Consider the following 21,945-nt stretch of genomic DNA (forward strand, 5'->3'; position numbering starts at 1 on the left):
CACTACAATAGGCCTCTGCCGGGAGAGTCAAACCATGACCAGACGCAAGACATCCACCTTCGGCTTTGCCCACACGGCAAAGCTTTTGCAAGGCAACATCCGCCAGGCCTCGGAAAGCCGGGGCTTTGCCCAGTCGCGCGTGCTCACCCACTGGGCGGAGATCGCCGGGCCGGAGGCCGCCGCCATGTCGCGCCCCGTAGAGATTTCTTATGGAAGGCAAGGGTTTGGGGCGACGCTTACCCTGCTGACCACGGGGGCCATGGCGCCCATGCTGGAGATGCAGAAAGAACAGATCCGCGCCCGGATCAATGCGGTCTACGGCTATAATGCCGTCACCCGCGTGCGCATCACACAGACCGCCGCCGTCGGCTTTGCAGAGGGGCAGGCGGATTTCAACCACCGGCCAAAACCGACCGAAAAGCCAAAGCCTTCGCCGGAACAAGTCACCCGCGCCCGCACCGCCACGACCGAGATCGGCGACGCGGGTCTGCGCGCAGCGCTTGAACGTCTGGGGGCAAACGTCCTATCCAAGAGCGAACGCCGCTGAGTGCGGTTCGCAACACCGTCCCTACGGTCCTGTACGAAATACGAAAGAGGCTCCGAATGAACCGCATCATAGCCATTGTCGCTGTCCTGATTGCCCTTGCCGCTGGCGGCTACTGGTGGACCACGCAGTCCGGCAACGTGAACGCCATGGCGGCACAGGCCGAAACCGTGGGCGACGCCTCCGGCACATCTGCTGAATACGGCATCACCGAAATGACCATGGGCGAGGCCGATGCCCCGATCGAGATCATCGAATATGCCTCCTTCACGTGTCCGCACTGTGCCAATGCGCATGCCAACCTGATCCCGCAGCTCAAGAAGAACTACGTCGACACCGGCAAGGCCAAGTTCACCTTCCGCGAAGTCTACTTCGACAAATATGGCATGTGGGCCTCGCTGATTGCCCGCTGCGGCGGCGAATCGAAATTCTTCGGCATCACCGACCTGATGTTCAAAGGTCAGGCCGAGTGGGTGCGCGCCGGGGGCGACGCCGCCATCGCCGACGAGCTGCGCAAGATCGGTCGCCTCGCAGGGATCAGCAAGGACGACCTTGATGTCTGCATGAACGATGCTGAAAAGCTGCAGAGCCTCGTCAGCTGGTATCAGGCCAACGCCACCGCCCATGAAATCACCTCGACCCCGACCTTCGTGATCAATGGCGAGAAGTACTCGAACATGAGCTACGCCGATTTCTCCGCCATTCTCGACGAGAAACTCGGCGAATGAGCACGCAAAAGGCCGCCCCGCGCGGCCCGCTGGAAGGCCTGAAAGTCATTGAACTCGCGCGCATTCTGGCTGGCCCCTGGGCTGGCCAGACGCTCGCGGACCTTGGCGCGGACGTGCTCAAGATCGAGGCGGCGCAGGGCGACGACACCCGCCACTGGGGCCCGCCCTTCATCGAGCATGACGGCGACCGCTCCGCTGCCTACTTCCACTCCTGCAATCGCGGCAAACGCTCCGAGGTGGTCGATCTGACCTCCGGGGACGGGCAGGCGCGGATGCGCGCGCTCATCGCCGATGCCGACATCCTGATCGAAAACTTCAAGGTCGGCGGTCTGAGGAAATACGGGCTCGACTATGACAGCCTCGCCGCCGTCAATCCCCGCCTGATCTACTGCTCCATCACCGGCTTCGGGCAGGACGGTCCCTATGCCCACCGTGCCGGTTACGATTACATCATTCAGGGCATGTCCGGCCTGATGTCGATCACCGGCGATCCCGACGGCCAGCCGCAGCGCGCGGGCGTCGCCGTCACGGATCTCTTCACCGGGCTTTATTCCGTCACCGGCATCCTCGCCGCGCTGCACCAACGCGCGCGCACGGGCCGGGGCCAGCACGTTGACATGGCGCTGCTGGATTGCGCCGTCTCCGCGACCGCCAACCAGGGGATGAACTACCTCTCCACCGGCACCCCGCCGGGGCGCACCGGCAACTACCACCCCAACCTCACGCCCTATCAGGTATTTGACTGTTCGGACGGCTTCATCATCATCGCCACCGGCAACGATGCCCAGTATCAGCGCCTCTGCGCCCTGCTTGGCCTCGATGACATGGCCACCGATCCGGCCTACCGCGCCAATGCCGACCGCGTGCAGAACCGCGAGGCGATGATCGACCGGCTCATGACCGCCACCCGCACCTGGACCAAGGCCGATCTGCTCGCAGGTTGCGAAAGCCGCGGCATTCCCGCCGGGCCGATCAACGACATGTCCGAGGTCTTCGCCGATCCGCAGGTCATGGCGCGCGGGCTGCAGATCGCACCCGATGGCATCCCCGGCGTGCGCGCGCCCTTCCGATTCTCCGATGCGGATCTGGTGCTCGACAAACCGGCGCCGAAACTGCCGGTCTAGGGCGGCGCCTACGCCGAGCCGCCCGCCCCGGTTTTTGCGGGGGATCAGCGTCTCGAAGTCGCGGAACACCTGCAAATACTCCGGATCGTGCTCCCACGAGGGCAGGCCTTCAACAAGCGTACCCGCCGAAAGCCCGGGATGCGCCTCCAGCCACTTTTGCCCGGCTTCGATGGCCCGGTCCCGTTCGCCCGCCATCCACAGCGTAGCAAACAGCATCCGATAGGCCCAATGCGCCTTAGGGGCCACTCCGGGTCCTTCGCCACCGCCGCATCAAGCAGCGCCAGCGCCCGCCGGTTTTCCGCCGGATCATGGACCCAGAAATGCGGTATCGCGGTCCGCCGCGATCACATCGCCCAGCGATTTACGCAGCAAGGACAACTCCTGCCGCAAGGACGCCCGCGCGCCCGCGCCTCGCTCCGGTCCGACCACAGCAGATCCGCCACCGCGCCGCGCTCCGCCCGAAGTCCGGGTTGTCAGGCGAGATAGGCCAAGAGCCCCTGCGCCCGGCGACTGAGCCCGTCCAGTGCGGCACCATCAAGCTCGGCGCGAACCGGTTCTGAGAGATGAAGAACAAGCTGCGGCAATGGCCATCCCGTTGGCGAATGTGTCGATTTTGCGCTCTATGATGATGTTTTGACGCAAGTACTGCATGGCAGGGGCGCGGACGCAGCCGCGAACTTATGCCGCTGTGACGGTGGGTCGGCAAAGTGGAGACATCGCAACGATAAACCCGGAGACATCCCATGGAGGGCATCCTGACCCTGACCCGCAGCACCCTGAGCCAGACACTCATCGGCTTGCTCCGTCTGTTTCGGGCCGAGCGCCGCGCGTTGAGCGACGCGGTGAAACTCGACGATCTCCCCCACGACCGGCTCGAAGACATGGGCATCGCGCCGCGCACCGAGGCGAACCATCGCCACAGCGGACAGACCGGCCGCATCCCGCAGGCTCCGCTTTGGTGAGCGGGGCGGCCCGGACGCGTGGAAAAGCGCCCGGTTAACCTGATCTGACGCCACGTCATGGCCAGCGCGGCCGGATTGGCCGTTTATCTTATAGTCGGTTTCTTCGTTTGGTACAAAACGCGCCGGGAATCGTACCATTTGCCGGTTAATGGGGCCCGCGAAAGGGTTAACAATTGTAACAGCGTTGTGGGCGATGGCGGCCCGGCCCCCAAAATATGGGGGGCGCGCCCCGCGCGGCCGGCGTTAACCGGACCGCGCGCTGCGTTTACGGGGGTGCGAAATCTGGCAGGTTAACGCGCCAGGTGGTCCACCACCATCAGGTGCTGCGCGAGGGTCTGCACCTCGTCCAAATAACGTTCGACCAGCTTCGGATCGGAGGGTGCGGCGCTCACGCCCGGCGGGATTTCACGGTTGATAACCGATTGAATCGCAAGGGAAACCGGAACCGAGACCAGCCGCGCCATGGCGGTGCCACGGGCATCGCCCCAGGCGTCCATCACATAGGTCTTGTGCCAGACCGGCGCGCCCTCCCGCTCGACGTTGAGATCAACGCAAAGCACCACGCGGTCCGGCTCGCCTTCATCATAAGCGTTTTCTTTCAACAGCTTATCGGCGATTTCCTGCAATCTCTCATCGCTTGCCCCGGGCGCCTCGGCAAAGATATCCTTCCAAGCCTCCGCCCAGCCGTTCAGCCGCAGGGTGCCGCGCACGAAATCCCGGACTTTCCAAGTCTTTTCAAAGCCATACTCCTCCATAAAGGGCAGGCTGTCGCGGTTCGGATAGACCTCGAACGTCTCCGGCACCGCCAAAGGCGCATCATACCGCCCCAAGGCATCCCAAGGCCGCGAAACATTCAATTCAGAGAAGTGCTTGATCGACCGAGACGGCGATTTCAGCGCCTTCAAAACCCCCACCGGAGCCCAGCTGAACTTGTAGCGGAAGGCGTTCGGAACCTTGGGGACGCCGCCGCAATAGCTCAAAAAACTTACAGTGTTATCAGAAGCATAGGCTTTTGACGCCTTGTAGTCCGCGACAAGATGGTGGGCCATCAAATGGTCGATACCCGGGTCCAGGCCGATCTCGTTGACCAGCCGCACGCCCGCCTCCTTCGCCTTGCCATCCAGCGCCCGCATCTCCGGCGAGATGTAGCTGGAGGAGACGAAATTCGCGCCTTTCTCGATTGCCATCTCGGCCAGCGACACATGCCAGTCACCCGGCAACATGGAGACGACCACATCGCCCGCCTTCACCGCGCCGCTCAGCGCCTCAAGGGAAAAAGCGTGAATGTTTTCAGTAAGATCACCCACGGCCTCCTGCGCCTTGGGGACCGTGCGGTTCCAAACGCAGACATCCTGGCCCGCCTCGATCAGCCGCCGCAACCCTGGCACCGTCGACAGCCCTGTGCCACACCAATGGATTGTCATGCTTTGCCCTCCGGTTTGTGTTCGTCGTAAATCGCTTTCGCCCGGCCCCAGACGCCCGCGTCGATCCGGTCCAGTGTTTGCAGCCAGGGCAGCATCTGCCCGGCGAAATCCAGTGAAGATTCAAGGGGTAACAGGGACGGAAGGTTGTCGATCGCCATCACGTCCAGCACCGGGTCGTCTGCCACGCGCACCACCGGCGCCTGCCAGTCAGTTTCTTTGTTGTACACTTTCACCGGCGAGAAATCCGACTGCGGATCACAGGCGATGTCCCCGATCACGCGCAGGGCGCGCGGGGCCTGCGTCGCCGAGGCAGGCACAAACACCGGGCACCCCGGAGAAGCGAGAATGCAGTTGAAAAAGAGTGCGTGCTCAAGCACTTCCGGGAACGGGCCGCCATGCGCCGTCTCGGCCATGTCCCATTGCGTCACGGAAATATCCAAGGATTTGCAAAGGTCCGTCGCACCGGTTCCAACGCGGCCCAAGGCCCCGATCACCAGCGCTCCCGACGGTTTGTCGCCATCCAGAGCCGCCCGCAAATCAGCCAGCATGGCCTCCGAATTGGCCCATGTGTTTACCGGCGGGCAAACGCCGCCCTTCGCCTGCGCCGCCCAAGCCAGAACCGACACCGCAGCGCCAGCATAGCCCGCCCAATAGCCAAACGCGGCCACGCGGCGCCCGTCCTCATTGAGCAGGTATTCCAGATCGTAGAGTGTGCCGCCCCCTTCGGCGAACCGCTTCAACAACCGCGCCCCGCTGCTCTGCCCCTTGTAGGCGTGGCCGAACATGATGTGTCGGTGGGGCAGGGGCGTGCCGTCTTCCGGTAGTTCTTTCAGGCCATAGATGATCGCATCGCGGGGCGCATCGGGCCAGGTGCCTTCCGGCGCGGTCTCGGCGCCCGCTTCGACAAAGCCTGCCATCGGCACCGCCCGCGTCGCGCTCTGCTCGATGGTGACGTGAAAGCCCTTGTCTTTCAGGGCTTTGACCCCCTCTGGCGTGATCCCCACGCGCTCTTCGTTCGGGCGGCTTTCGGCGCGAATCCACAGGTGTGTCATGCCAGGTCCTCTCAGAGTTCGCCGCAGGCTAACGCAGCCCCCCGCGGGGTTAAAGGTGGCTTCTGGCGTGCTGGCGCTCGGGCGTGTCGAGATGCGGCAAGGCGTTGAACTGGGTCAGCGCCAGACCCGTGGGCAGCGTCTGAATCCGGTGCAGCGAGCTGTTCTCGATGGCAAGGCAGGCGTGCGCCATGGCGGGCACGTCGAGCCGCATGACGATGCGCATGGCCATGCCGATCAGGCCGCCGGAGGTCACCACGAGGGCGCGACCCTCGCCGGCCGCGATCTCCGCAATCGCGTCGCCAACACGCGCTTCGAAATCGGAAAACCGCTCCGGAGGATTTTCGATCTTGTCCTCTTTCCAATGGGTCAGAAGCACGGGAAGATGTGCGATGAACCCTTCGCGATCCTGCGGCATGGCAAGTCCGTGCTGCGTTTCGAGCGCCGTGGCGAGGTCGAAATACGCCATCTCATTGAGCCTTGCGTCCTGCACGGTCTCCATATCGCAATCCGGGGCGATGGCCTGCGCTGTTTCGACATGACGTCGCAGCGTGCCGCAATAGACCCGCGCAAAGCGTTCTCCGGCCTGCCGAAAATACCCGCCAAGCCATTCCGCCTGCTGCCAGCCAAGCGAGCTCAGCTGGTCATAGCTGCCTTCGTCGCGAGCGCTGGAATTGGCCTGACCGTGGCGAACGAGGGTGACAAATGACATGGGGCGGCTCCTTTGCCCCCGGTCCTTACGCGCAAGATCGGAGGAGGAAAAGACCCCTGTCCGAAGACGTCAGGCGACGTCGCGCCCGCCCTCGTCATCGGTCCCATCAAGACCGGACCCCGGCTGCATCGGATCGACTTTTGCGTCTGGCGCGTCCTGGTCTTCACGCTCGATGAACAGTGTCCGGGTCGGGAAGGGAATGTTTACGCCAGCCTTGTCCAATGCTTCCTTGACGGCGCGTTTCATGTCCGCCTGATACTGGAAGTAATCGCCGGACTTGACCCAGGCGCGCGCAAGGAAATCGACGGAGCTGTCTCCGAGGTTATTCACCTGCACGAAGGGTTCGGGATCGGCCATGGTTCGGGGGTCCGCCGTGATCGTGTCGCGAATGACGCGCTCGGCCTGAGCAAGGTTAACGCCGTAGCCGACGCCGAATGTCCAATCGGCGCGGCGGGTATCATAGACCGAGTAATTTTCGATCGTGTTTCCCCACACGTTGGAATTGGGGATGATGACCTGAACGTTGCTCAGGCTGGCAAGCTCGGTTGTGTTCAGCGTGATATCCTTGACCGTGCCCATCTCTCCCGCGACCTCGACGAAATCTCCGATGCGAATCGGTCGGAACACGATGAGCATGACACCGGCGGCTACGTTCGACAGCGTACCCTGCAGCGCCAGACCGATGGCCAGACCGGCGGCACCGAGCGCAGCGATGATCGAGGTCGTCTGCACCCCGAAGGTGTTCAGAACAAAGAGCGTGGCAAAAATCAGGACGATGTAACGCGCCGTATTTCCGAGGAAATGAAAGAGCGTGATGTCCAGTTTTGGGTTCTTCTCCCCGATGGAGCGGATTCGCCGACGTACCCAACCGGCGATCACGAACCCCAGTATGATGATGATGATCGCAGAGACCACATTTCCCAGAAGCTGAGCCATGAACTCCAGCGTCAATAGGTCGGAAATGGATTTTCCGTTGTAGATTTCGGTGTTCAGCAGCGACTGCAATTGGTCCATCGTGGTCTTTTCCCGTAGGTATTTCCAACTCTACTCCCGGGACGTGCCGTTTGTTCCGCAAAAACATCGTGTTTCATGCTGCGTCGCCGCATAGGCTGGCAAATCCCGCCCAAAGCCGCTAAATGTATAGGCATAAAGAGATGGAGCATGGCGTGAACATAGATCACGGCGGGCGCACGACGCGCGATGGCATACGGATTTACCAAGAGGCGGACTTTGCAGGGATGCACAAGGCCGGGGCACTGGCTGCGCAGATTCTCGATGAAGCGTCAGCCCATGTTTTCGTCGGACAGAGCACGAGCGCCATTGACGATTTCATCCGCAACCGCGTGGAAGAAGCCGGTGCCGTTTCGGCGACCATCGGCTACAAGGGCTATCAGCATGCCAGCTGTATTTCGGTGAACCACGTGGTCTGCCACGGTATTCCCGGCGGCAAAACGCTGAAAGATGGCGATATTCTCAACATCGACGTGACCGTGATCGTCGATGGCTGGTACGGTGACACCTCCCGCATGTACGTCGCGGGCAAGTTGCCGCGCAAGGCGGAGCGGCTGATCCAGGTTACTCATGACAGCCTCATGCGCGGCATCGACGCGGTGAAGCCCGGCAACACGTTCGGCGACATCGGCCATGCGATTCAAAGCTTTGTCGAGGCCAACCGCATGTCGGTTGTGCGTGATTTTTGCGGCCACGGCCTTGGCCGCGTCTTCCACGCGCCCCCGAATGTGCTGCACTACGGGCGTCCCGGCACCGGTCCGGTGCTCGAAGAGGGCATGTTCTTCACGATCGAGCCCATGGTCAATCTCGGCCGCCCCGAGACCAAGGTCCTCGCCGATGATTGGACCGCTGTGACGCGGGACAAGTCGCTGTCCGCGCAGTTCGAGCACTCGGTCGGTGTCACCGCCGACGGCGTTGAGATTTTCACGCTCTCGCCAGCAGGCATCTTTCACCCAACCTACTGAAAAAGGGAGGCGATATCGCCTCCCCCCTGATCCGCGCCATGTACTTGCCGCTCACCACTGCCAGAGCGCCGGGACAAACTGGTACGCGTCGCCGGCCTTGCGCACATGCCCGACACCGGGGAACGGAAAGTGATAGCCCAGCACCGCCATTCTGTCGGTGGCCGCCATGTCCAGAAGGCGTTTGCGCGTCGTCACGGTCTGATCCCCGTCCATGTCAAAATTATTGTACCAGCCGGGTTGCGCAAAGCTCATGTAGGCGTGGTTCATTGAGTCCCCCAGCGCGATCAGCTGCTGACCACCGGATTCGACCACCACGGCAAGGTGGCCAGGGGTATGGCCCGGCGTGTCGATCACGCGAACGCCCGGTGCGACCTCCTGTTCGTGAGACAGAAGCGTCCAATCCGCGCCTTCCACGTTGATCGAATTGACGGCCCCGACGACAAACTGTTGCATATCCGGCGGCATCGACGCGGCGAGCCCGTCCTGCATCCAGAAATCGCGCTCCACCTGGCCAAGGAAATACGCCGCATCCGGCAGGATTGCCTCGTCAAAATCGTCCCGGACACCCCAGATATGGTCGGGATGCGCATGGGTGATTACAACATGGGTGATGGATGCCGGGCTGATCCCTGCGCTCTCCAGGTTTTTCATCAGCTCCCCGGCGGTCGGCAAGAAGCGCGAGCCGGAGCCGACATCCACCAGAACCGTCGCGTCGCCCAGCTCGATCACGATGTGATTGGTGTGTGAATAATTCGTCTCGGTCGAGAGGAAATAATCGCTCAGAAACGCTTTCACCGCCTCTGGATCGGCATTGACCCCCAATCCGTTTGCGGGAACCTCCAGCCGCCCGTCGGACACCACGGTCAGCTTTGCCTCGCCCAGCGTGAAGCTGAAGTGTGAAGGGTTGCCTGCGGCGGGGGCCGTCAGCTCGGCGCGGGCCACCACCGGCAAGGTCAGCGCGGGCGCGGCCGCTGCCATGCTCAGGATCTCGCGGCGGGTTGGTTTCAAGACGGTCATGGCTCCTCCTTCGGAATGCATATATTCGCATGTGACCGTATCATTGCAGCGCCGAAATGCCAGCACCGTTCGGCCTTGGGGGAAATCCGGACCAAAATTCCCCTAAAATGGAGAAAATTTCCTGCGCTCAACCCTATGGCGCGAAATACCGGTCTATTCCTCTTGCGAGTGACTTGCAGCAAGGTCCGCGCCTGCGTAACTAACAGGCGCGCTGCACCGCAGCACCACTCGGTCCCATGAAAAAGGAGACCCCGATGACAAATCCGATCCGCACCGCCGCCTTCGCGCTTATGGCCGGTCTCATGGCCCCAGCGGCCATGGCGCAGGAGGTCACCCTGCGTTTTCAGCACTTCGTTTCGCCGAACTCGGCAAATCCAAAGTATTTCATCGAACCCTGGGCCGAAAAGGTCGAAGCCGAGTCGCAGGGCCGCATCAAGGTCGAGATCTATCCCTTCATGCAGCTCGGCGGCTCCGCGCCGGAGCAATACGACCTGATCGTTGATGGTGTGATCGACGGCGGCTGGGTTATTCCTGGCTATCAGGGGGGCCGCTTCCCCAAGGCAGAGGCGCTCGAACTGCCGTTCATGGTCACCAAATCCGCCGAGGAGGCGTCACGCGCCGCGTGGGAGTACACGCAAAAGCACCTCGTCGATGACTTCGCGGATGTCCACCTGATTGCGGCGCATATGCATGGGCGCGGCCTTGTGCACAAGAAAGGCCCCGCGATCGAGACGGCCACCGATCTTCAAGGGCTGAAACTGCGCGGTCCCTCGCGCCCCGCGACGCTTTTGCTCGACAAACTCGGCGCGACGCCCATCGGCATGCCGGTTCCGCAATTCCCCGAAGCGCTGTCCAAGGGCGTGGTCGATGGCGGTGTGATCACATGGGAGATGTCCCCTTCGCTCAAACTCGACGAGCTGACCGACAGCCATACGGATGTCGCGGGGGACAAGTCGCTCTACAATCTCTACTTCCTCTGGGCGATGAACAAGCAGGTGTACGAAGGCCTGCCCGATGACCTTCGCGCCATCATTGACGCCAACTCCGGGTTGGAAACGAGCGCTTGGGCGGGCCGGGCTCATGACACCGGCGACGCTGACGGCAAAGCCGTTATGGCAGGGGCGGGCAACGAGATTGCCACGCTCTCGGAAGAGGCGACCGCCGAAATTCGCAGCAAGGGCGAGGAAGTCATTGCCGAATGGATCGAGGAAATGAACGCGCGCGGCCTGCCGGCGGATCAACTGGTCGAAGACGTCCGCAGGCTGGTGGCCGCGACGGCCAGCCAACCCGAAGGCTGAGCGGCTTTCACCTCAGACATCTCGGGGGTGAGGGTCGCAGCGCACGTCCTGCCTCCGAAATCCAAAGGGCGCGCCAAGCGGTTCGCCCTTTTACGCCGCCGACAGCAGGGTCACGGTCGTGTCGCCATACTTGCGGTGCTCCAGCAGCGTGAGGCCTTCCGGAGCGATCTGCGGCGTGTTCTCTTCCCAGACGATCAATGCCTCTGGCGAGATCCAACCGGCGCCTGCCGCCGAGGCCAGCGCCTTCTCCCCCAATCCCTTGCCATACGGTGGATCGAGGAAAACAAGGGTCGCCGGGGCGTCCGCCGCAGGCAGCCGCAGCGCGTCGGCCCCGATCATCCGCGCCCGATCCGCACACCCGAGCAAGGTCAGGTTCTCCCGGATCAGCTTTTGCCCGGCGCGGCCCTTTTCGACGAAGGTCACGAAATCGGCCCCGCGCGACAGCGCCTCCAGGCCGAGTGCGCCGGTCCCGGCAAACAGATCGAGCACCCGCGTGCCGTCGAACGGCGCTCCAAAGCGCCCGCCATCCAGCATGTTGAACAGCGCCTCGCGCACCCGGTCCGTGGTGGGGCGCAGATGTGCCCCCGGATCGCCCTTGCCGACTGCCGCCAACCTGCGCCCGCGAAATTCTCCGGCGATGATCCTCACGCCTTCAGCAACGCCTTGAGATCCGTATCCGGGTCCGCGATGGTCTCCGGCAGCGCGCTCTTGCCGCTCTCGATCAGGCGTTTGCCAACCATGTATGCGCGGCTGTCGTTCATGGCATCCAGCGCCAGCAGGCGCGCTCCGGCGAAATACCAATGCGACAGGGCGCCCGCGCCGCCGTCGCGCACGACGACCTGATCATACCCCGTATTCAGCCCGGCGATTTGCAGTTTGACGTCATACTGATCGGACCAGAACCAGGGCTTGGCCTCATAGCTTCGGCCCTGGCCCATGATGTTGTCCGCGACCAGTTCCGCCATGTCGATGGCATTCCCCACCGACTCGAGCCGCATTTGCGCGCCATGGCCCGGAAAGCTGGCGCAATCGCCCGCCGCCCAGATGTGCGGATCGGACGTACGCCCCTGCGCGTCCACCTTGATGCCGTTGTCGATGTCGAGGCCCGCACCCTCGGCCAGTCCGCTGGCGGGCAGAATGCCCACCCCGACAATGACGAAATCCACGTCGAGCATGGTGCCATCGGCCAGTTCCGCGCCGGTGACAGAGGTCTCTCCCATGATACGGGCAAGTCCGACGCCTTCGCGCAGGTCGACACCGTGGCTCTTGTGCAGGTCCCGGAAATAGGCCGAGGTTTCCGCAGAGGCGACGCGCTGCAAGACCCGGTCGGCCGCTTCGACCAAGGTGACCGTGAGACCCAGCTTGGCCGCAACCGCCGCCGCCTCCAGCCCGATATAGCCGCCGCCAACGATCAGCACCTTTGCGCCCGCCGTGAAACGTGGGGCCATGGCGTCGACATCGGCCAAAGTCCGCACCTCGAAAACGCCCTCCAGCGCGCCCCCAATGGCCGCAGGCAGACGGCGCGGCGTGGACCCGGTACACAGCACCAGATCGTCATAGGCAATCTTTTCGTCACCGGCCATCACGGTCTTGCCCGCGCGGTCGATCCCATCGACCCGCACCCCGGTACGCAGGGTGATCGACTGATCTGCGTAATAGCTCTCGGGGCGCAGGTAGAGCCGCTCAAGTTCCATCTCGCCAAGCAGATATGCCTTGGACAGGGGGGGCCGCTGATAGGGCAGGGCAGGCTCCTCACCCAAGAGGGTCACTGCGCCATCGTATCCCTTGGACCGCAAACGTGCGACGAGAGAAGCAGCGGCCTGTCCGCCTCCGACAACAAGGACACCCGTCATTTTTCTTCTCCCGCTTTCCCTTTTCTGTGTGGACCCTATAGTCGCAGATCAGGAAAACGCAATTGCAGGAAGATCAAAGCCATGACGATTCAAACCGGTGATACGCTGCCTTCGGCAACTTTGTCGCGTATGGGCGCGGAGGGACCCGAACAAATCGCGCTCGATGGCCTGACCAAGGGGCGCAAGGTCGTTATTTTCGCCTTGCCGGGCGCTTACACCGGCACCTGTACCACGGCGCATGTGCCAAGCTTCATGCGCACCCGCGATGCCTTCGCCGCGAAAGGCGTGGACGAGGTGATCTGTCTTTCGGTCAACGATCCCTTTGTCATGGCGGCTTGGGGCGAGAGCACCGGCGCAACCAAGGCCGGCATCACCATGCTGGGCGATCCGCAAGCCGAGTTCACCAAAGCGGTGGGAATGGATTTCACTGCACCGCCCGCAGGGCTGATCGACCGTTCGAAGCGTTACGCGATGGTGGTCGAGGACGGAAAAGTCACCGTGCTGCACGCCGAAGAGAACCCCGGCGTCTGTGAGACCTCCGGCGGTGAAGCGCTGCTCGCGGCCCTCTGAAGAAAAAACGGGCCGGACGCTGTGGTGGCGTCCGGCCCGGTTTTCGTCTTGCTGAACTGACGCGCAGGTGCGGGGCACAGCCCCGCCCTACAGGCTGTCGAGCTTGCGGGCCAGCTTGGCGTCCAGAGACGACAGCCCACCCACGTCATGTGTGCTGAGCGTGACCTCCACGGTCTTGTAAACGTTGAACCATTCGGGGTGGTGGTCCCATTTCTCCGCCCAAAGCGCGGCCCGGGTCATCCAGGCGAAGGCCTCGGTGAAATCGTCGAACGTGAAGGTCTTTTGAATCGCGTCGCGCCCCTCCACCATGCTCCAGCCGGTCTCCAACAATGGCTCCAATACCGTTTTTCTTGCGGTATCCGATAGTTTTTCGGTCATGGCTGCTCCTCCTCTACCGTCTTGCGAAACGGGCCATAGGCAGTCAGGATTTCGATATCCTCATCGACTGCCGCCCGTTCCTCTTCAAGATAGCGCGCAACCGCGTCGGAAAACCCCTTGTCCGATATCCAGTGCAGCGAATGCGTCTGCTTCGGCAGGTATCCGCGCGCCAGCTTGTGCTCGCCCTGCGCTCCGGCTTCGACCCGCGACATCCCCTGCGCGATGGCAAAGTCGATGGCCTGATAATAACAGGCCTCGAAATGCAGGCAGGGGTAGTCCTCGATACAGCCCCAATAGCGACCATAAAGCACATCCCGCCCGATGAAATTCAGCGCGCCAGCCACCGGAACCCCGTCGCGCTCGCACAGAACCAGAGCAATATCATCGCGCAGCGTCTCATGCGCGATTTCGAAGAATGCGCGTGTCAGGTAGGGCGTGCCCCATTTCCGCGATCCGGTGTCCTGGTAAAACCGCCAGAATGCGTCCCAATGCTCGGGTTCGATCTCGTCGCCCGTCAGTGTCCGGATCGTGCCACCAAACGCCTGGGCCACGCGGCGCTCTTTGCGGATGGTCTTGCGTTTGCGCGAACTCAGCGAGGTGAGGAACCCATCAAAATCCGCGTACCCGTCATTCTCCCAATGGAATTGCTGCGTGGTGCGCCGCAGCAGGCCCATCTGCTCCCCGGCCAGGGCTTCGGCCTCGGTGCAAAACGTGATGTGCAACGACGAGACGTCGTTTTGCGACGCAAACTCGATCGCCCCCTGAGTCAGCGCCGCAAGCCCGGTGGCATCCTCGCCGGGTTTCGTCAGAAACCGCCGCCCGGTGGCGGGTGTGAAGGGCACGGCGATCTGCAGTTTGGGATAATAACGCCCGCCCGCACGCTCCCAGGCGTGCGCCCAGTTATGGTCGAAAATATACTCGCCCTGACTGTGTCCCTTGGCATAGAGCGGGCTCACCGCGATCAGCGCTCCGTCCTTCTCAACGCTCAGATATCGCGGCTCCCAGCCAGTCCCGGGGCCGACCGACCCGCTGTCTTCCAGCGCCCTGAGAAAGCGGTAGGTGGTAAATGGATCGTTTGGGCGCCCGCCGTCCGCCACTTCCGGGCAGGCGCAGCTGTCCCAGTCTTCCGGTGAGATCGCGGACAGCGAGGTCAGGACGTTGACGGAGATCAGGGGGGCTTTGTCTAAATCGGTCATCGCCTCACTATCTGGCGCCGGACCGGAGCCGTTCAAGCGACGTAACCCTCAAAAGTGACATTGTCCGCGATCAGTCTTGCCTGCGCTTCTTCCTGCGGCGTCCGGATCGTCCAGCATAAAATCGGTACGCCCCTGGCTTTCAGGGCAGCGACAACCGGGGTGGTCAGATCCGTATGGTCATGCGAGATGAAATCGGCACTGGCCCGGTCGAAATCGGGAATGCCGCTCAGATGATCGCGCGTCGCCTCCGGCAGGGTCGGCCAGTCCTCCGCCCGGTAGGTGCAGGTGGTGATCCCGCGCGGCGTGTCGGGCATGAGGCCGGCCATGCGAATCACCGAATGCGGGTTGAAGGACATGAGGGCAACCGGGCCATCATAATGCGCCAGCGCCTGCGCGGTGGCCGCTTCCAGCGCGCCGATCCCAGCGCCCATCGCGCCATCCTGATCCTTGATCTCGATCAGCAGCGGTGCGCGGCCTGCGACAAGCGCAAGCACATCAGGCAAGGTCGGGATACACTCATCGCCATGCAACAAGGGGATCGCGGCCAGCTCCGCCGCCGTTTTCTGCTGCACCGGCCCACGCGCGCCGGTCAACCGTTGTAGATCGTAGTCATGAAACACCATCGGGACACCGTCTTTGGACAATTGAAGGTCCAGTTCAATGCCGTAGCCCGCGGCAATCGCCGCCTCGAAAGCCGCCCGGGAGTTCTCGGGGCGGCCCGCCGCGACATCGTGATATCCACGATGGGCGATGGGCCGTTCCAGGAATATCTGTGGAAAAACCGGCATCAGGCGAGCTCGAAGATGCCTTCGATCTCGACCGCCACGCCGAGCGGCAGCGACGCCGCCGACACCGCAGAACGCGCATGGCGCCCGGCGTCTCCGAGGATCTCGACAAAGGCGTCAGAGGCGCCATTGATGACCTTGGGCTGATCCGTGAAGTCGCCGGTGGAGTTGACGAAGCCGGTCAGCTTCACCACGCGCTTCAGCTTGGACAAGTCACCGCCGCAGGCCGCGCGCACCTGGGCGAGCAGGCTGAGTGCGCAGCTTTGCGCCGCCGCCGCTCCGGCGTCCACGTCCATGGTATCGCCCAGCTTGCCGCAAACAAGCGCGCCGTCCTTCATGCTGATCTGGCCGGAGACATAAAGCGTGTTCCCGGTCAGCACATAAGGCACATAATTCGCCGCCGGTGCCGGGGCGTCGGGTAGAGTCAGACCAAGCTCGGCCAGGCGGGTTTCGATTGCGTTGCTCATGGCAAATCCTCCGGTTTTGCTCAGACGCTAGAGCGCCCGCCCGGGATTGGAAACACCTTGGCGCGTCTTCCTGGAAAAAATACGCACACTGGCCGCACCGGCGCGCGCGCGGTGCTCAACTCTCCCGGAAGGCTTTGGCGAAATAGTCGGTGAAAGGTTTCATCAGATAGGCCAGCGGCGTGCGGTCGGCGGTGCGGATGAAAGCCTCCACCGGCATGCCGGGGATCAGCGCGGTGCCCTCCGGCAGGCGGGCCATCTCTCCGGGATTGAGCTGAATTTCCGCGCGGTAATAGCTCAGCCGCGAAGCTTCATCCTGAAAGGCGTCCGCTGAGATCTGCACCACGCGCCCAAACAGCTCCGGCGTCGTCCGTTGATCCAGCGCGGCAAAACGCAGCGCCACGTCCTGTTCGACGAACAGCTGGTCGATGTGGATGGGTTCCACGCGTACCGAAATAACCAGGGGCCGATCCTGTGGCACGAGGTACATCACCGGATCGGCGGGGCGGATGACAGAGCGCGGTGCAAAAACCGTAAGGCCGTAGACGATGCCGCTCACCGGAGCGGTAATCTCCATCCGGCTGAGCCGTTCGATCAGCGCGCGCCGTTGCTCGGCCAATTCGCGTTCGTTCGATTGCAGATCGCGCAGCGTGGTGATGGCCTCTTCGCGGCGTTGGGTTTCGAGCGACAGGATCTGGATGTCGATCTCGGTAATCCGACCCTCGGCCTGCGCCTTTTGCGCAGTCAGATCGCCCGCGGAGCCAAGCAGTCGGGATTGCTCCCGCTGCAAAGACAGAACGCGGCTGGCTTGAGTCAGCCCATCGGCCAGCAATTTCTGCTGATTTTTCAGTTCTTCGCCGATCAACGCCAGTTGTTCGCCCAAAGCGGCCTGCTGGGCGTCGATGCCGCGCACCTGATCTGCGATCTGATCGGTGCGTTTGCGCAATTGCTCTATCTGGCGGGCGATGGATTCGCCCCGGGCGCGGAACAGCCTGCGTTGGCCCTCGACCAGGTCCGCAACCTCGGCGTCACCGCGCGCCCGCGCCAGCAGCGCCGGATCAAAAGTGATTTCCTGCGCCTGATCCCGCTCTGCCTGCAGCCGCCCCCGGCGGGCCACCAATTCGTAATACTGACCTTCGACGATGGTCAGCTCCGATTGCATCCGTGATGGATCCAGCCGCAGCAGGCTTTGACCCGCCACCACCGTATCACCCTCGTCCACGAGAATGTCGGCCACGACACCGCCGTCGGGATGCTGAACGACCTGCCGGTTCTGATCGACCTGTATCTGTCCGGGTGCGACGATAGCGCCGGAGATCGACGTGGTCGCGGCCCATGTGCCAAAGCCCCCCACCAGCACAAGCAACGCCAGCAGCCCGAGAATCATCTGCCTGCGCAGCGGAAATGGCGTGTCATCGCTCATCGCACGCCCCCCTGACCGGCGCTGCGCTGGATCTGCTGATGGTTTTGCACGACTTTCCTGAGGACCTCGTCACGCGGTCCAAAGGCGACGTTGTTGCCGCCGTCCAGCATCAGCAGCAGGTCGCATTCCTTGATGGCGGCGGGGCGGTGGGCCATGATCATCACCGATTTTCCCTCGGCCTTGAACGCGCGGATGGCGCGATTGACCGCCTCTGAGCCCTCGTTGTCGAGGTTGGAGTTCGGCTCGTCCAGCACCAGTAGCACCGGCTCGCCATACATCGCCCGCGCTAGCCCGATCCGCTGCATCTGCCCGCCGGACAGCCGTCCGCCCGCGGCGGTGACCTGCGTATCATAGCCATTGGGCAGCTTCAGGATCATGTCATGGGCATCGGCCTTCTGGGCGGCCGCGACGACCTTTTCCGAATCCGGGTTTTGAGACAGCCGGGCGATGTTCTCCGCAATGGTGCCGTCGAAGAGCGTGACCCGCTGAGGCAGGTAGCCGATATGTTGGCCCAGGGTGTCCACGCCGTATTGATCCAGAGTCGCGCCATCGAGACGAATCTTACCGCCCGCCGCGCGCCAGACACCGGTAACCGCCCGCGCCAGCGTTGATTTGCCAGAGCCGGATGGGCCGATGACGCCAAGCGCCTTGCCCGGGGGCAGTGTGAAGCTGACCATGCGCAGGGAGGCCTGTGTCTCGCCCGGCGGAACCACGGTCAACGCTTGGGTTTCAAGCTTGGCAGCGGGACGGGGCAGGGCGGTGCGCGGGGCTTCCGGCGGCACTTCCCCGAGCAGTTGTGCAAGGTTCTTCCAGCTCTTGCGCGCTTGCTGGACAAGCTGCCATTGTCCGATGGCCAATTCGATCGGTGCCAGCGCCCGGCCCATCAGGATCGAGGCCGCGATCATCGCGCCCGGCGTCAACTCGCCGCGCAGGACGAGCCAGGCCCCAAGACCCAGCATCGCGGACTGTAGCAAAAGACGGAAAGTGCGGGTGATGGTGGTAAACGTGCCGGTCAGATCGGCAGTGCCGATCTGCGCAGACAAGGAGGCGCGCCGCGCTGTGATCCAGCGTTTGAATGCATCGCGCCGCATGCCGAGCGCCGTGACCATCTCCGCCTCGGAGCGGATCTGTTCGGCGGTGCGGTCCGCCTGAATTACCGCCATATTGGTGCGCAGCGACGGCGCGCGGGTCGTGACCTGATTGATCAGGGTCACAACAATCAACACAGCCCCACCGGCGAGCGCGAGATATCCAAGCCAGGGATGGAAAATCATGATCGCAGCGATGAAAACCGGCGACCATGGCATGTCGAAAAGGCTCATGGTGACGGGCGACGCCAAGAACCGCTGTACCGTTTCCAGATCACGCACGCCGCTTTGCGCCAGCGCATCGTTCTGAACCGCAGAGCGGCGCAGGACGGCATCAAAAACACGCAGGTCGAGCGCGGCCTGAAACCGCGCGGCCACGCGCGCCATGACCCGGCCCCGCACGTAATCGAGAAGGCCCATCATCGCGTAAAGAAAGACCACCAACACCGACAGGGCAACCAACGTTGCCTCCGACCGCGATCCCAGAACCCGGTCATAGACCTGCAGCATGTAAAGCGGCCCGGTCAGCATCAACAGATTGACAAAAAAGCTGAAAATCGCGGCGAACCAATAGTACGGCCGGCTTTGGCGCCGGACACCGCGCAATTCGTCCAAGCCCTTTTGATAGGTGTCAGCCTGCATCAGCGGAAGTCTGCCTTATTCTGGTCCGTTGAGGGGGTTGCGGTGGTGTGTGGGGCGGTTTTCGGGTCATGTCGCCTTTGTGTCACAAGATCATTGAAACGAATTGCCACCGTTGGGACTCTCGTGAAAAGATTTTATGTAAGCTTTTAGGAAACCTTGGGGGGTTTCCCAAGAGAATTGAAGAAAGCTGCCTGAAATGCGTTATGCCCGTGTGATTTTTACTGGTCTTCTCCTGATGATGGTCGCCGCCTGTTCGGTGCCCGGTCCCGGCGGAGCGCCAGAGGGTATTCACGATCCGCACGAAGCGACGAACCGAAAAATTCATGCCTTCAATCAACGGCTTGACAAGAATTCGGTCAATGGCGCCGGAGCGGCGTACGTCCGGAGCGTGCCGGAGGGTGTGCGGCGCAATATCTCGAACTTTGCCGATACCTTCGCCACGCCCGGTTATGTCGTAAATCAGGTGCTGCAGGGTCGTCCGGGCCGGGCCACAACCAACACGGTGCGGTTCGTGATCAATGCCACGCTGGGCTTCGGCGGGCTGGCGGATGTGGCCGCCGATCTTGGCCTCGAAGAAGACGATACCGATTTCGGCGAGACGCTCTATGTCTGGGGCGCTCCGGAAGGGGCCTATCAGGAATTGCCGATCCTTGGCCCGTCGACCGAGCGCGACTCGGCGGGGCGCGTGGTCGATCTGTTTACCAATCCGCTGAGCTATACGATCCCCGCGCCCGAGAAGTACAGCGGCACCGTGGCCACCTATCTCGACAAGCTTGGCCAGCGGGCTACCTACTCCGACACTTACGACTCGCTGATGTACGAAAGCGCCGACTCCTATGCACAGCTTCGGCTGATCTACCTGCAAAACCGTCGTTACGAGCTTGGCGGAGATGCGGGGGAAGACGCGAGTTTTGTCGATCCGGATGCTGTTGATACGGAAGGTTTTTAAATGAGACCCATGCACTTTGGCCGCCGCGCCTTCACCCTCGGCGGGCTTGCTGCCCTGACAACCAGCGCTGTGCTGCCCGGTGGGGCTATGGCGGCGACGTCGGCACAGGCCGAGTCGCTCGTGGACAAACTGGTCGCGGACATCAACAAAGTGATTGCCTCCGGTCAGTCCGAGAGCGCCATGATCAAAGAGTTCGAGCGCATCTTCAAGAAATACGCGGACCTTCCGACCATCGCCGCCACGGCGCTGGGCGTGGATGGCCGCCGGGCCAGCGCGTCTCAGAAGAAAGCCTTCACCGACGCGTTTACCGGCTATATCGCCCGCAAATATGGCAAGCGCTTCCGCGAGTTCATCGGCGGCGCGATTGCGGTAACCGGCACTCAGACGGTGAAAAACGCGTTTCAGGTCAATGGGATCATGACGCTGCGCAATGAAGCGCCTTTCGATGTGACCTTCTTCGTCGGACAAAAGAGCGGCAAGTTCTACAACCTTTATCTTGAAGGGGTGAACATGCTGCTGACCGAGCGGACGGAGATCGGAGCGATGCTCGACAAACGCCGGGGCGACATCGATGCGATGATCGTGGATCTGCGCAAAGCCGGGTGACCGGGGCGGGCCCTTGACACATGGGGCTGATCTCCCCGGCCAGTCCACTGTCGGAGAGATCGCCTTGAGAGCGCTTCGGCGCGCGGGTCTCAGGCGCCTTCGAACATGAGATGCACTTTGACCGCCCTGGCCCGGTCGCCTGCGGTTTCGAATGCCTGCATCGCGTCTTCCAGCGGGAATTGACCGGTCACCATGTGGGTTACGTCAACTCCGCCGGTTCGGATCAGGCGCACCGCTTCGTTGAATTCGAAATGCCGAAAGCGCTGCGTGCCCTGCCATGTCAGTTCCTTGCCAACGATCGAGCTGAGCGGAATTGCGGCCTGTCCGCCGGTGCCGACCTGGACGATGCGGCCCTGCGGGCGGATCGCGGCCATCGCCGAAACGATCGCCGGGGTCGCCCCGGAGCATTCGAAGACCACGTCAAAATGGCCTTTGCCAGAAGAAAACCGTTCCATCCGGGCGGCGTCCCGGCCCATGTTGATGACCTCTGTGGCGCCCATGCGCTCGGCCACGCCCAGGGGCACGTCCTGAAGATCCGTCGTCACAATCTCCGCCGCACCGGCCTGTGCTGCGACAGCGGTACACAGCGCCCCAATCGGCCCGGCGCCCGTCACCAGCACACGCTGGCCCAGAAGATCCCCGGCCATATGGCGCGCGTGAAGACACACTGCCAAAGGCTCAGAGCAGGCCGCCGCGCTCAGTTCGGCGTCGCCGACGGAAACGCATTGTTCGGCTTCCACAACGATCTTGTCGCGGAACAGCCCTTCGTAATGCGGAACCCGCATGGCAGAGCCCCGAAATCGCATGTCGCGGCAGTGGGTCGTCATCCCCTTCTGACAGTAGTCGCAAACCATGCACGGACGCGAAGGGTTAATCGCCACGCGGGTGCCAACGGCCAGTCCCTCGACGCCTTCGCCTAACGCGATAACCGTTCCGGCGGCTTCATGGCCAAGGATCATCGAGCCCTGGATGCGATACGGCCCAAAGCCGAAATCGTGGAAATAGTGCAGGTCGGAGCCGCAGATCCCGCCCGCTCCGACGGCAACCATAACCTCACCGGTGCCGGGGGATTCGACAGGAATCGTCTCGACCTGGATGTCGTGAACGTCTTTGATGCGGCAAACGCGCGTTTCCATAGGGTATCCTCCAGGGGTGTG

23 protein-coding genes are annotated in these 21,945 nt (G+C 62.6%); 9 read left to right on the forward strand and 14 right to left on the reverse strand.

Annotated elements, in window-relative coordinates:
• The first annotated feature begins 34 nt into the window (after nt 1-34).
• The 4 genes from ACN2XU_RS00625 to ACN2XU_RS00640 all read left to right on the forward strand — a co-directional run bounded on the left by ACN2XU_RS00625 (nt 35) and on the right by ACN2XU_RS00640 (nt 3,358).
• On the forward strand, nt 35-547 hold the full coding sequence (locus tag ACN2XU_RS00625; protein ID WP_419408443.1) for a DUF721 domain-containing protein: 513 nt from the start codon (nt 35-37) through the stop codon (nt 545-547).
• A 56-nt stretch (nt 548-603) separates the two neighbouring features.
• Nucleotides 604-1,272: a DsbA family protein gene (locus ACN2XU_RS00630; RefSeq protein ID WP_419408444.1), complete on the forward strand. Its 669-nt coding sequence runs from the start codon at nt 604-606 to the stop codon at nt 1,270-1,272.
• Complete coding sequence (locus ACN2XU_RS00635; RefSeq protein ID WP_419408445.1) at nt 1,269-2,396, forward strand: CaiB/BaiF CoA transferase family protein; 1,128 nt, start codon at nt 1,269-1,271, stop codon at nt 2,394-2,396. Before ACN2XU_RS00630 ends, ACN2XU_RS00635 begins: the two co-directional genes overlap by 4 nt.
• 743 nt (nt 2,397-3,139) lie before the next feature.
• On the forward strand, nt 3,140-3,358 hold the full coding sequence (locus ACN2XU_RS00640; RefSeq protein ID WP_419408446.1) for a hypothetical protein: 219 nt from the start codon (nt 3,140-3,142) through the stop codon (nt 3,356-3,358).
• Nucleotides 3,359-3,648: 290 nt separating this feature from the next.
• Here ACN2XU_RS00640 and ACN2XU_RS00645 read toward each other — a convergent pair whose 3' ends face one another.
• The 4 genes from ACN2XU_RS00645 to ACN2XU_RS00660 all read right to left on the reverse strand — a co-directional run bounded on the left by ACN2XU_RS00645 (nt 3,649) and on the right by ACN2XU_RS00660 (nt 7,557).
• Nucleotides 3,649-4,782 carry a saccharopine dehydrogenase family protein gene (locus tag ACN2XU_RS00645; protein ID WP_419408447.1) on the reverse strand — a complete coding sequence of 378 codons (1,134 nt, stop codon included), beginning with the start codon at nt 4,780-4,782 and terminating at the stop codon, nt 3,649-3,651.
• Nucleotides 4,779-5,834, reverse strand: coding sequence for a saccharopine dehydrogenase (locus tag ACN2XU_RS00650; protein WP_419408448.1), 1,056 nt, complete (start codon nt 5,832-5,834; stop codon nt 4,779-4,781). Before ACN2XU_RS00650 ends, ACN2XU_RS00645 begins: the two co-directional genes overlap by 4 nt.
• Before the next feature lie 49 nt (nt 5,835-5,883).
• Complete coding sequence (locus tag ACN2XU_RS00655; protein WP_419408449.1) at nt 5,884-6,543, reverse strand: histidine phosphatase family protein; 660 nt, start codon at nt 6,541-6,543, stop codon at nt 5,884-5,886.
• A gap of 69 nt (nt 6,544-6,612) precedes the next feature.
• Complete coding sequence (locus ACN2XU_RS00660) at nt 6,613-7,557, reverse strand: mechanosensitive ion channel family protein (protein WP_419408450.1); 945 nt, start codon at nt 7,555-7,557, stop codon at nt 6,613-6,615.
• A gap of 152 nt (nt 7,558-7,709) precedes the next feature.
• Here ACN2XU_RS00660 and map point away from each other — a divergent pair, with 152 nt between their 5' ends.
• Entirely contained in the window at nt 7,710-8,519 is an 810-nt protein-coding gene (gene map, locus ACN2XU_RS00665) for a type I methionyl aminopeptidase (protein ID WP_419408451.1), read from the forward strand.
• 51 nt (nt 8,520-8,570) lie between these two features.
• Here map and ACN2XU_RS00670 read toward each other — a convergent pair whose 3' ends face one another.
• The gene (locus ACN2XU_RS00670) at nt 8,571-9,536 is read right to left on the reverse strand and encodes an MBL fold metallo-hydrolase (protein ID WP_419408452.1); all 966 of its coding nucleotides are present in this window, start codon (nt 9,534-9,536) and stop codon (nt 8,571-8,573) included.
• A gap of 254 nt (nt 9,537-9,790) precedes the next feature.
• Here ACN2XU_RS00670 and ACN2XU_RS00675 point away from each other — a divergent pair, with 254 nt between their 5' ends.
• The gene (locus ACN2XU_RS00675; protein WP_419408453.1) at nt 9,791-10,834 is read left to right on the forward strand and encodes a TRAP transporter substrate-binding protein; all 1,044 of its coding nucleotides are present in this window, start codon (nt 9,791-9,793) and stop codon (nt 10,832-10,834) included.
• A 90-nt stretch (nt 10,835-10,924) separates the two neighbouring features.
• Here ACN2XU_RS00675 and rsmD read toward each other — a convergent pair whose 3' ends face one another.
• Entirely contained in the window at nt 10,925-11,482 is a 558-nt protein-coding gene (gene rsmD / locus ACN2XU_RS00680; RefSeq protein ID WP_419408454.1) for a 16S rRNA (guanine(966)-N(2))-methyltransferase RsmD, read from the reverse strand.
• Nucleotides 11,479-12,687, reverse strand: coding sequence for an NAD(P)/FAD-dependent oxidoreductase (locus tag ACN2XU_RS00685; protein ID WP_419408455.1), 1,209 nt, complete (start codon nt 12,685-12,687; stop codon nt 11,479-11,481). Before ACN2XU_RS00685 ends, rsmD begins: the two co-directional genes overlap by 4 nt.
• A gap of 81 nt (nt 12,688-12,768) precedes the next feature.
• Here ACN2XU_RS00685 and ACN2XU_RS00690 point away from each other — a divergent pair, with 81 nt between their 5' ends.
• Nucleotides 12,769-13,257, forward strand: a complete 489-nt coding sequence (locus ACN2XU_RS00690; protein WP_419408456.1) for a peroxiredoxin — start codon at nt 12,769-12,771, stop codon at nt 13,255-13,257.
• An 87-nt stretch (nt 13,258-13,344) separates the two neighbouring features.
• Here the strand turns inward: ACN2XU_RS00690 and ACN2XU_RS00695 are convergent, their stop codons facing one another.
• The 6 genes from ACN2XU_RS00695 to ACN2XU_RS00720 form a co-directional block, all read right to left on the reverse strand.
• Complete coding sequence (locus tag ACN2XU_RS00695; protein WP_419408457.1) at nt 13,345-13,635, reverse strand: 4a-hydroxytetrahydrobiopterin dehydratase; 291 nt, start codon at nt 13,633-13,635, stop codon at nt 13,345-13,347.
• The gene (locus ACN2XU_RS00700; RefSeq protein ID WP_419408458.1) at nt 13,632-14,831 is read right to left on the reverse strand and encodes a GNAT family N-acetyltransferase; all 1,200 of its coding nucleotides are present in this window, start codon (nt 14,829-14,831) and stop codon (nt 13,632-13,634) included. Before ACN2XU_RS00700 ends, ACN2XU_RS00695 begins: the two co-directional genes overlap by 4 nt.
• A 32-nt stretch (nt 14,832-14,863) precedes the next feature.
• Complete coding sequence (locus tag ACN2XU_RS00705; RefSeq protein ID WP_419408459.1) at nt 14,864-15,619, reverse strand: glycerophosphodiester phosphodiesterase family protein; 756 nt, start codon at nt 15,617-15,619, stop codon at nt 14,864-14,866.
• Nucleotides 15,619-16,083 (reverse strand): RidA family protein, encoded by a 465-nt coding sequence (locus tag ACN2XU_RS00710; RefSeq protein ID WP_419408460.1) that lies wholly within the window; start codon nt 16,081-16,083, stop codon nt 15,619-15,621. Before ACN2XU_RS00710 ends, ACN2XU_RS00705 begins: the two co-directional genes overlap by 1 nt.
• 115 nt (nt 16,084-16,198) lie before the next feature.
• On the reverse strand, nt 16,199-17,503 hold the full coding sequence (locus ACN2XU_RS00715) for an HlyD family type I secretion periplasmic adaptor subunit (RefSeq protein WP_419408461.1): 1,305 nt from the start codon (nt 17,501-17,503) through the stop codon (nt 16,199-16,201).
• Nucleotides 17,500-19,233, reverse strand: coding sequence for a type I secretion system permease/ATPase (locus ACN2XU_RS00720; protein ID WP_419408462.1), 1,734 nt, complete (start codon nt 19,231-19,233; stop codon nt 17,500-17,502). Before ACN2XU_RS00720 ends, ACN2XU_RS00715 begins: the two co-directional genes overlap by 4 nt.
• 196 nt (nt 19,234-19,429) lie before the next feature.
• Here ACN2XU_RS00720 and ACN2XU_RS00725 point away from each other — a divergent pair, with 196 nt between their 5' ends.
• The gene (locus ACN2XU_RS00725) at nt 19,430-20,182 is read left to right on the forward strand and encodes an MlaA family lipoprotein (protein WP_419408463.1); all 753 of its coding nucleotides are present in this window, start codon (nt 19,430-19,432) and stop codon (nt 20,180-20,182) included.
• A gap of 9 nt (nt 20,183-20,191) precedes the next feature.
• A complete protein-coding gene (locus tag ACN2XU_RS00730; protein WP_419408818.1) occupies nt 20,192-20,788 on the forward strand; it encodes an MlaC/ttg2D family ABC transporter substrate-binding protein in 597 nt (198 codons plus the stop codon).
• Nucleotides 20,789-20,877: 89 nt separating this feature from the next.
• Here the strand turns inward: ACN2XU_RS00730 and ACN2XU_RS00735 are convergent, their stop codons facing one another.
• Nucleotides 20,878-21,924, reverse strand: coding sequence for an L-idonate 5-dehydrogenase (locus tag ACN2XU_RS00735; RefSeq protein WP_419408464.1), 1,047 nt, complete (start codon nt 21,922-21,924; stop codon nt 20,878-20,880).
• Nucleotides 21,925-21,945: the final 21 nt, after the last annotated feature.

It is taken from the genome of Pacificoceanicola niger, from assembly GCF_048553275.1.
Classification (GTDB): domain Bacteria; phylum Pseudomonadota; class Alphaproteobacteria; order Rhodobacterales; family Rhodobacteraceae; genus Pacificoceanicola.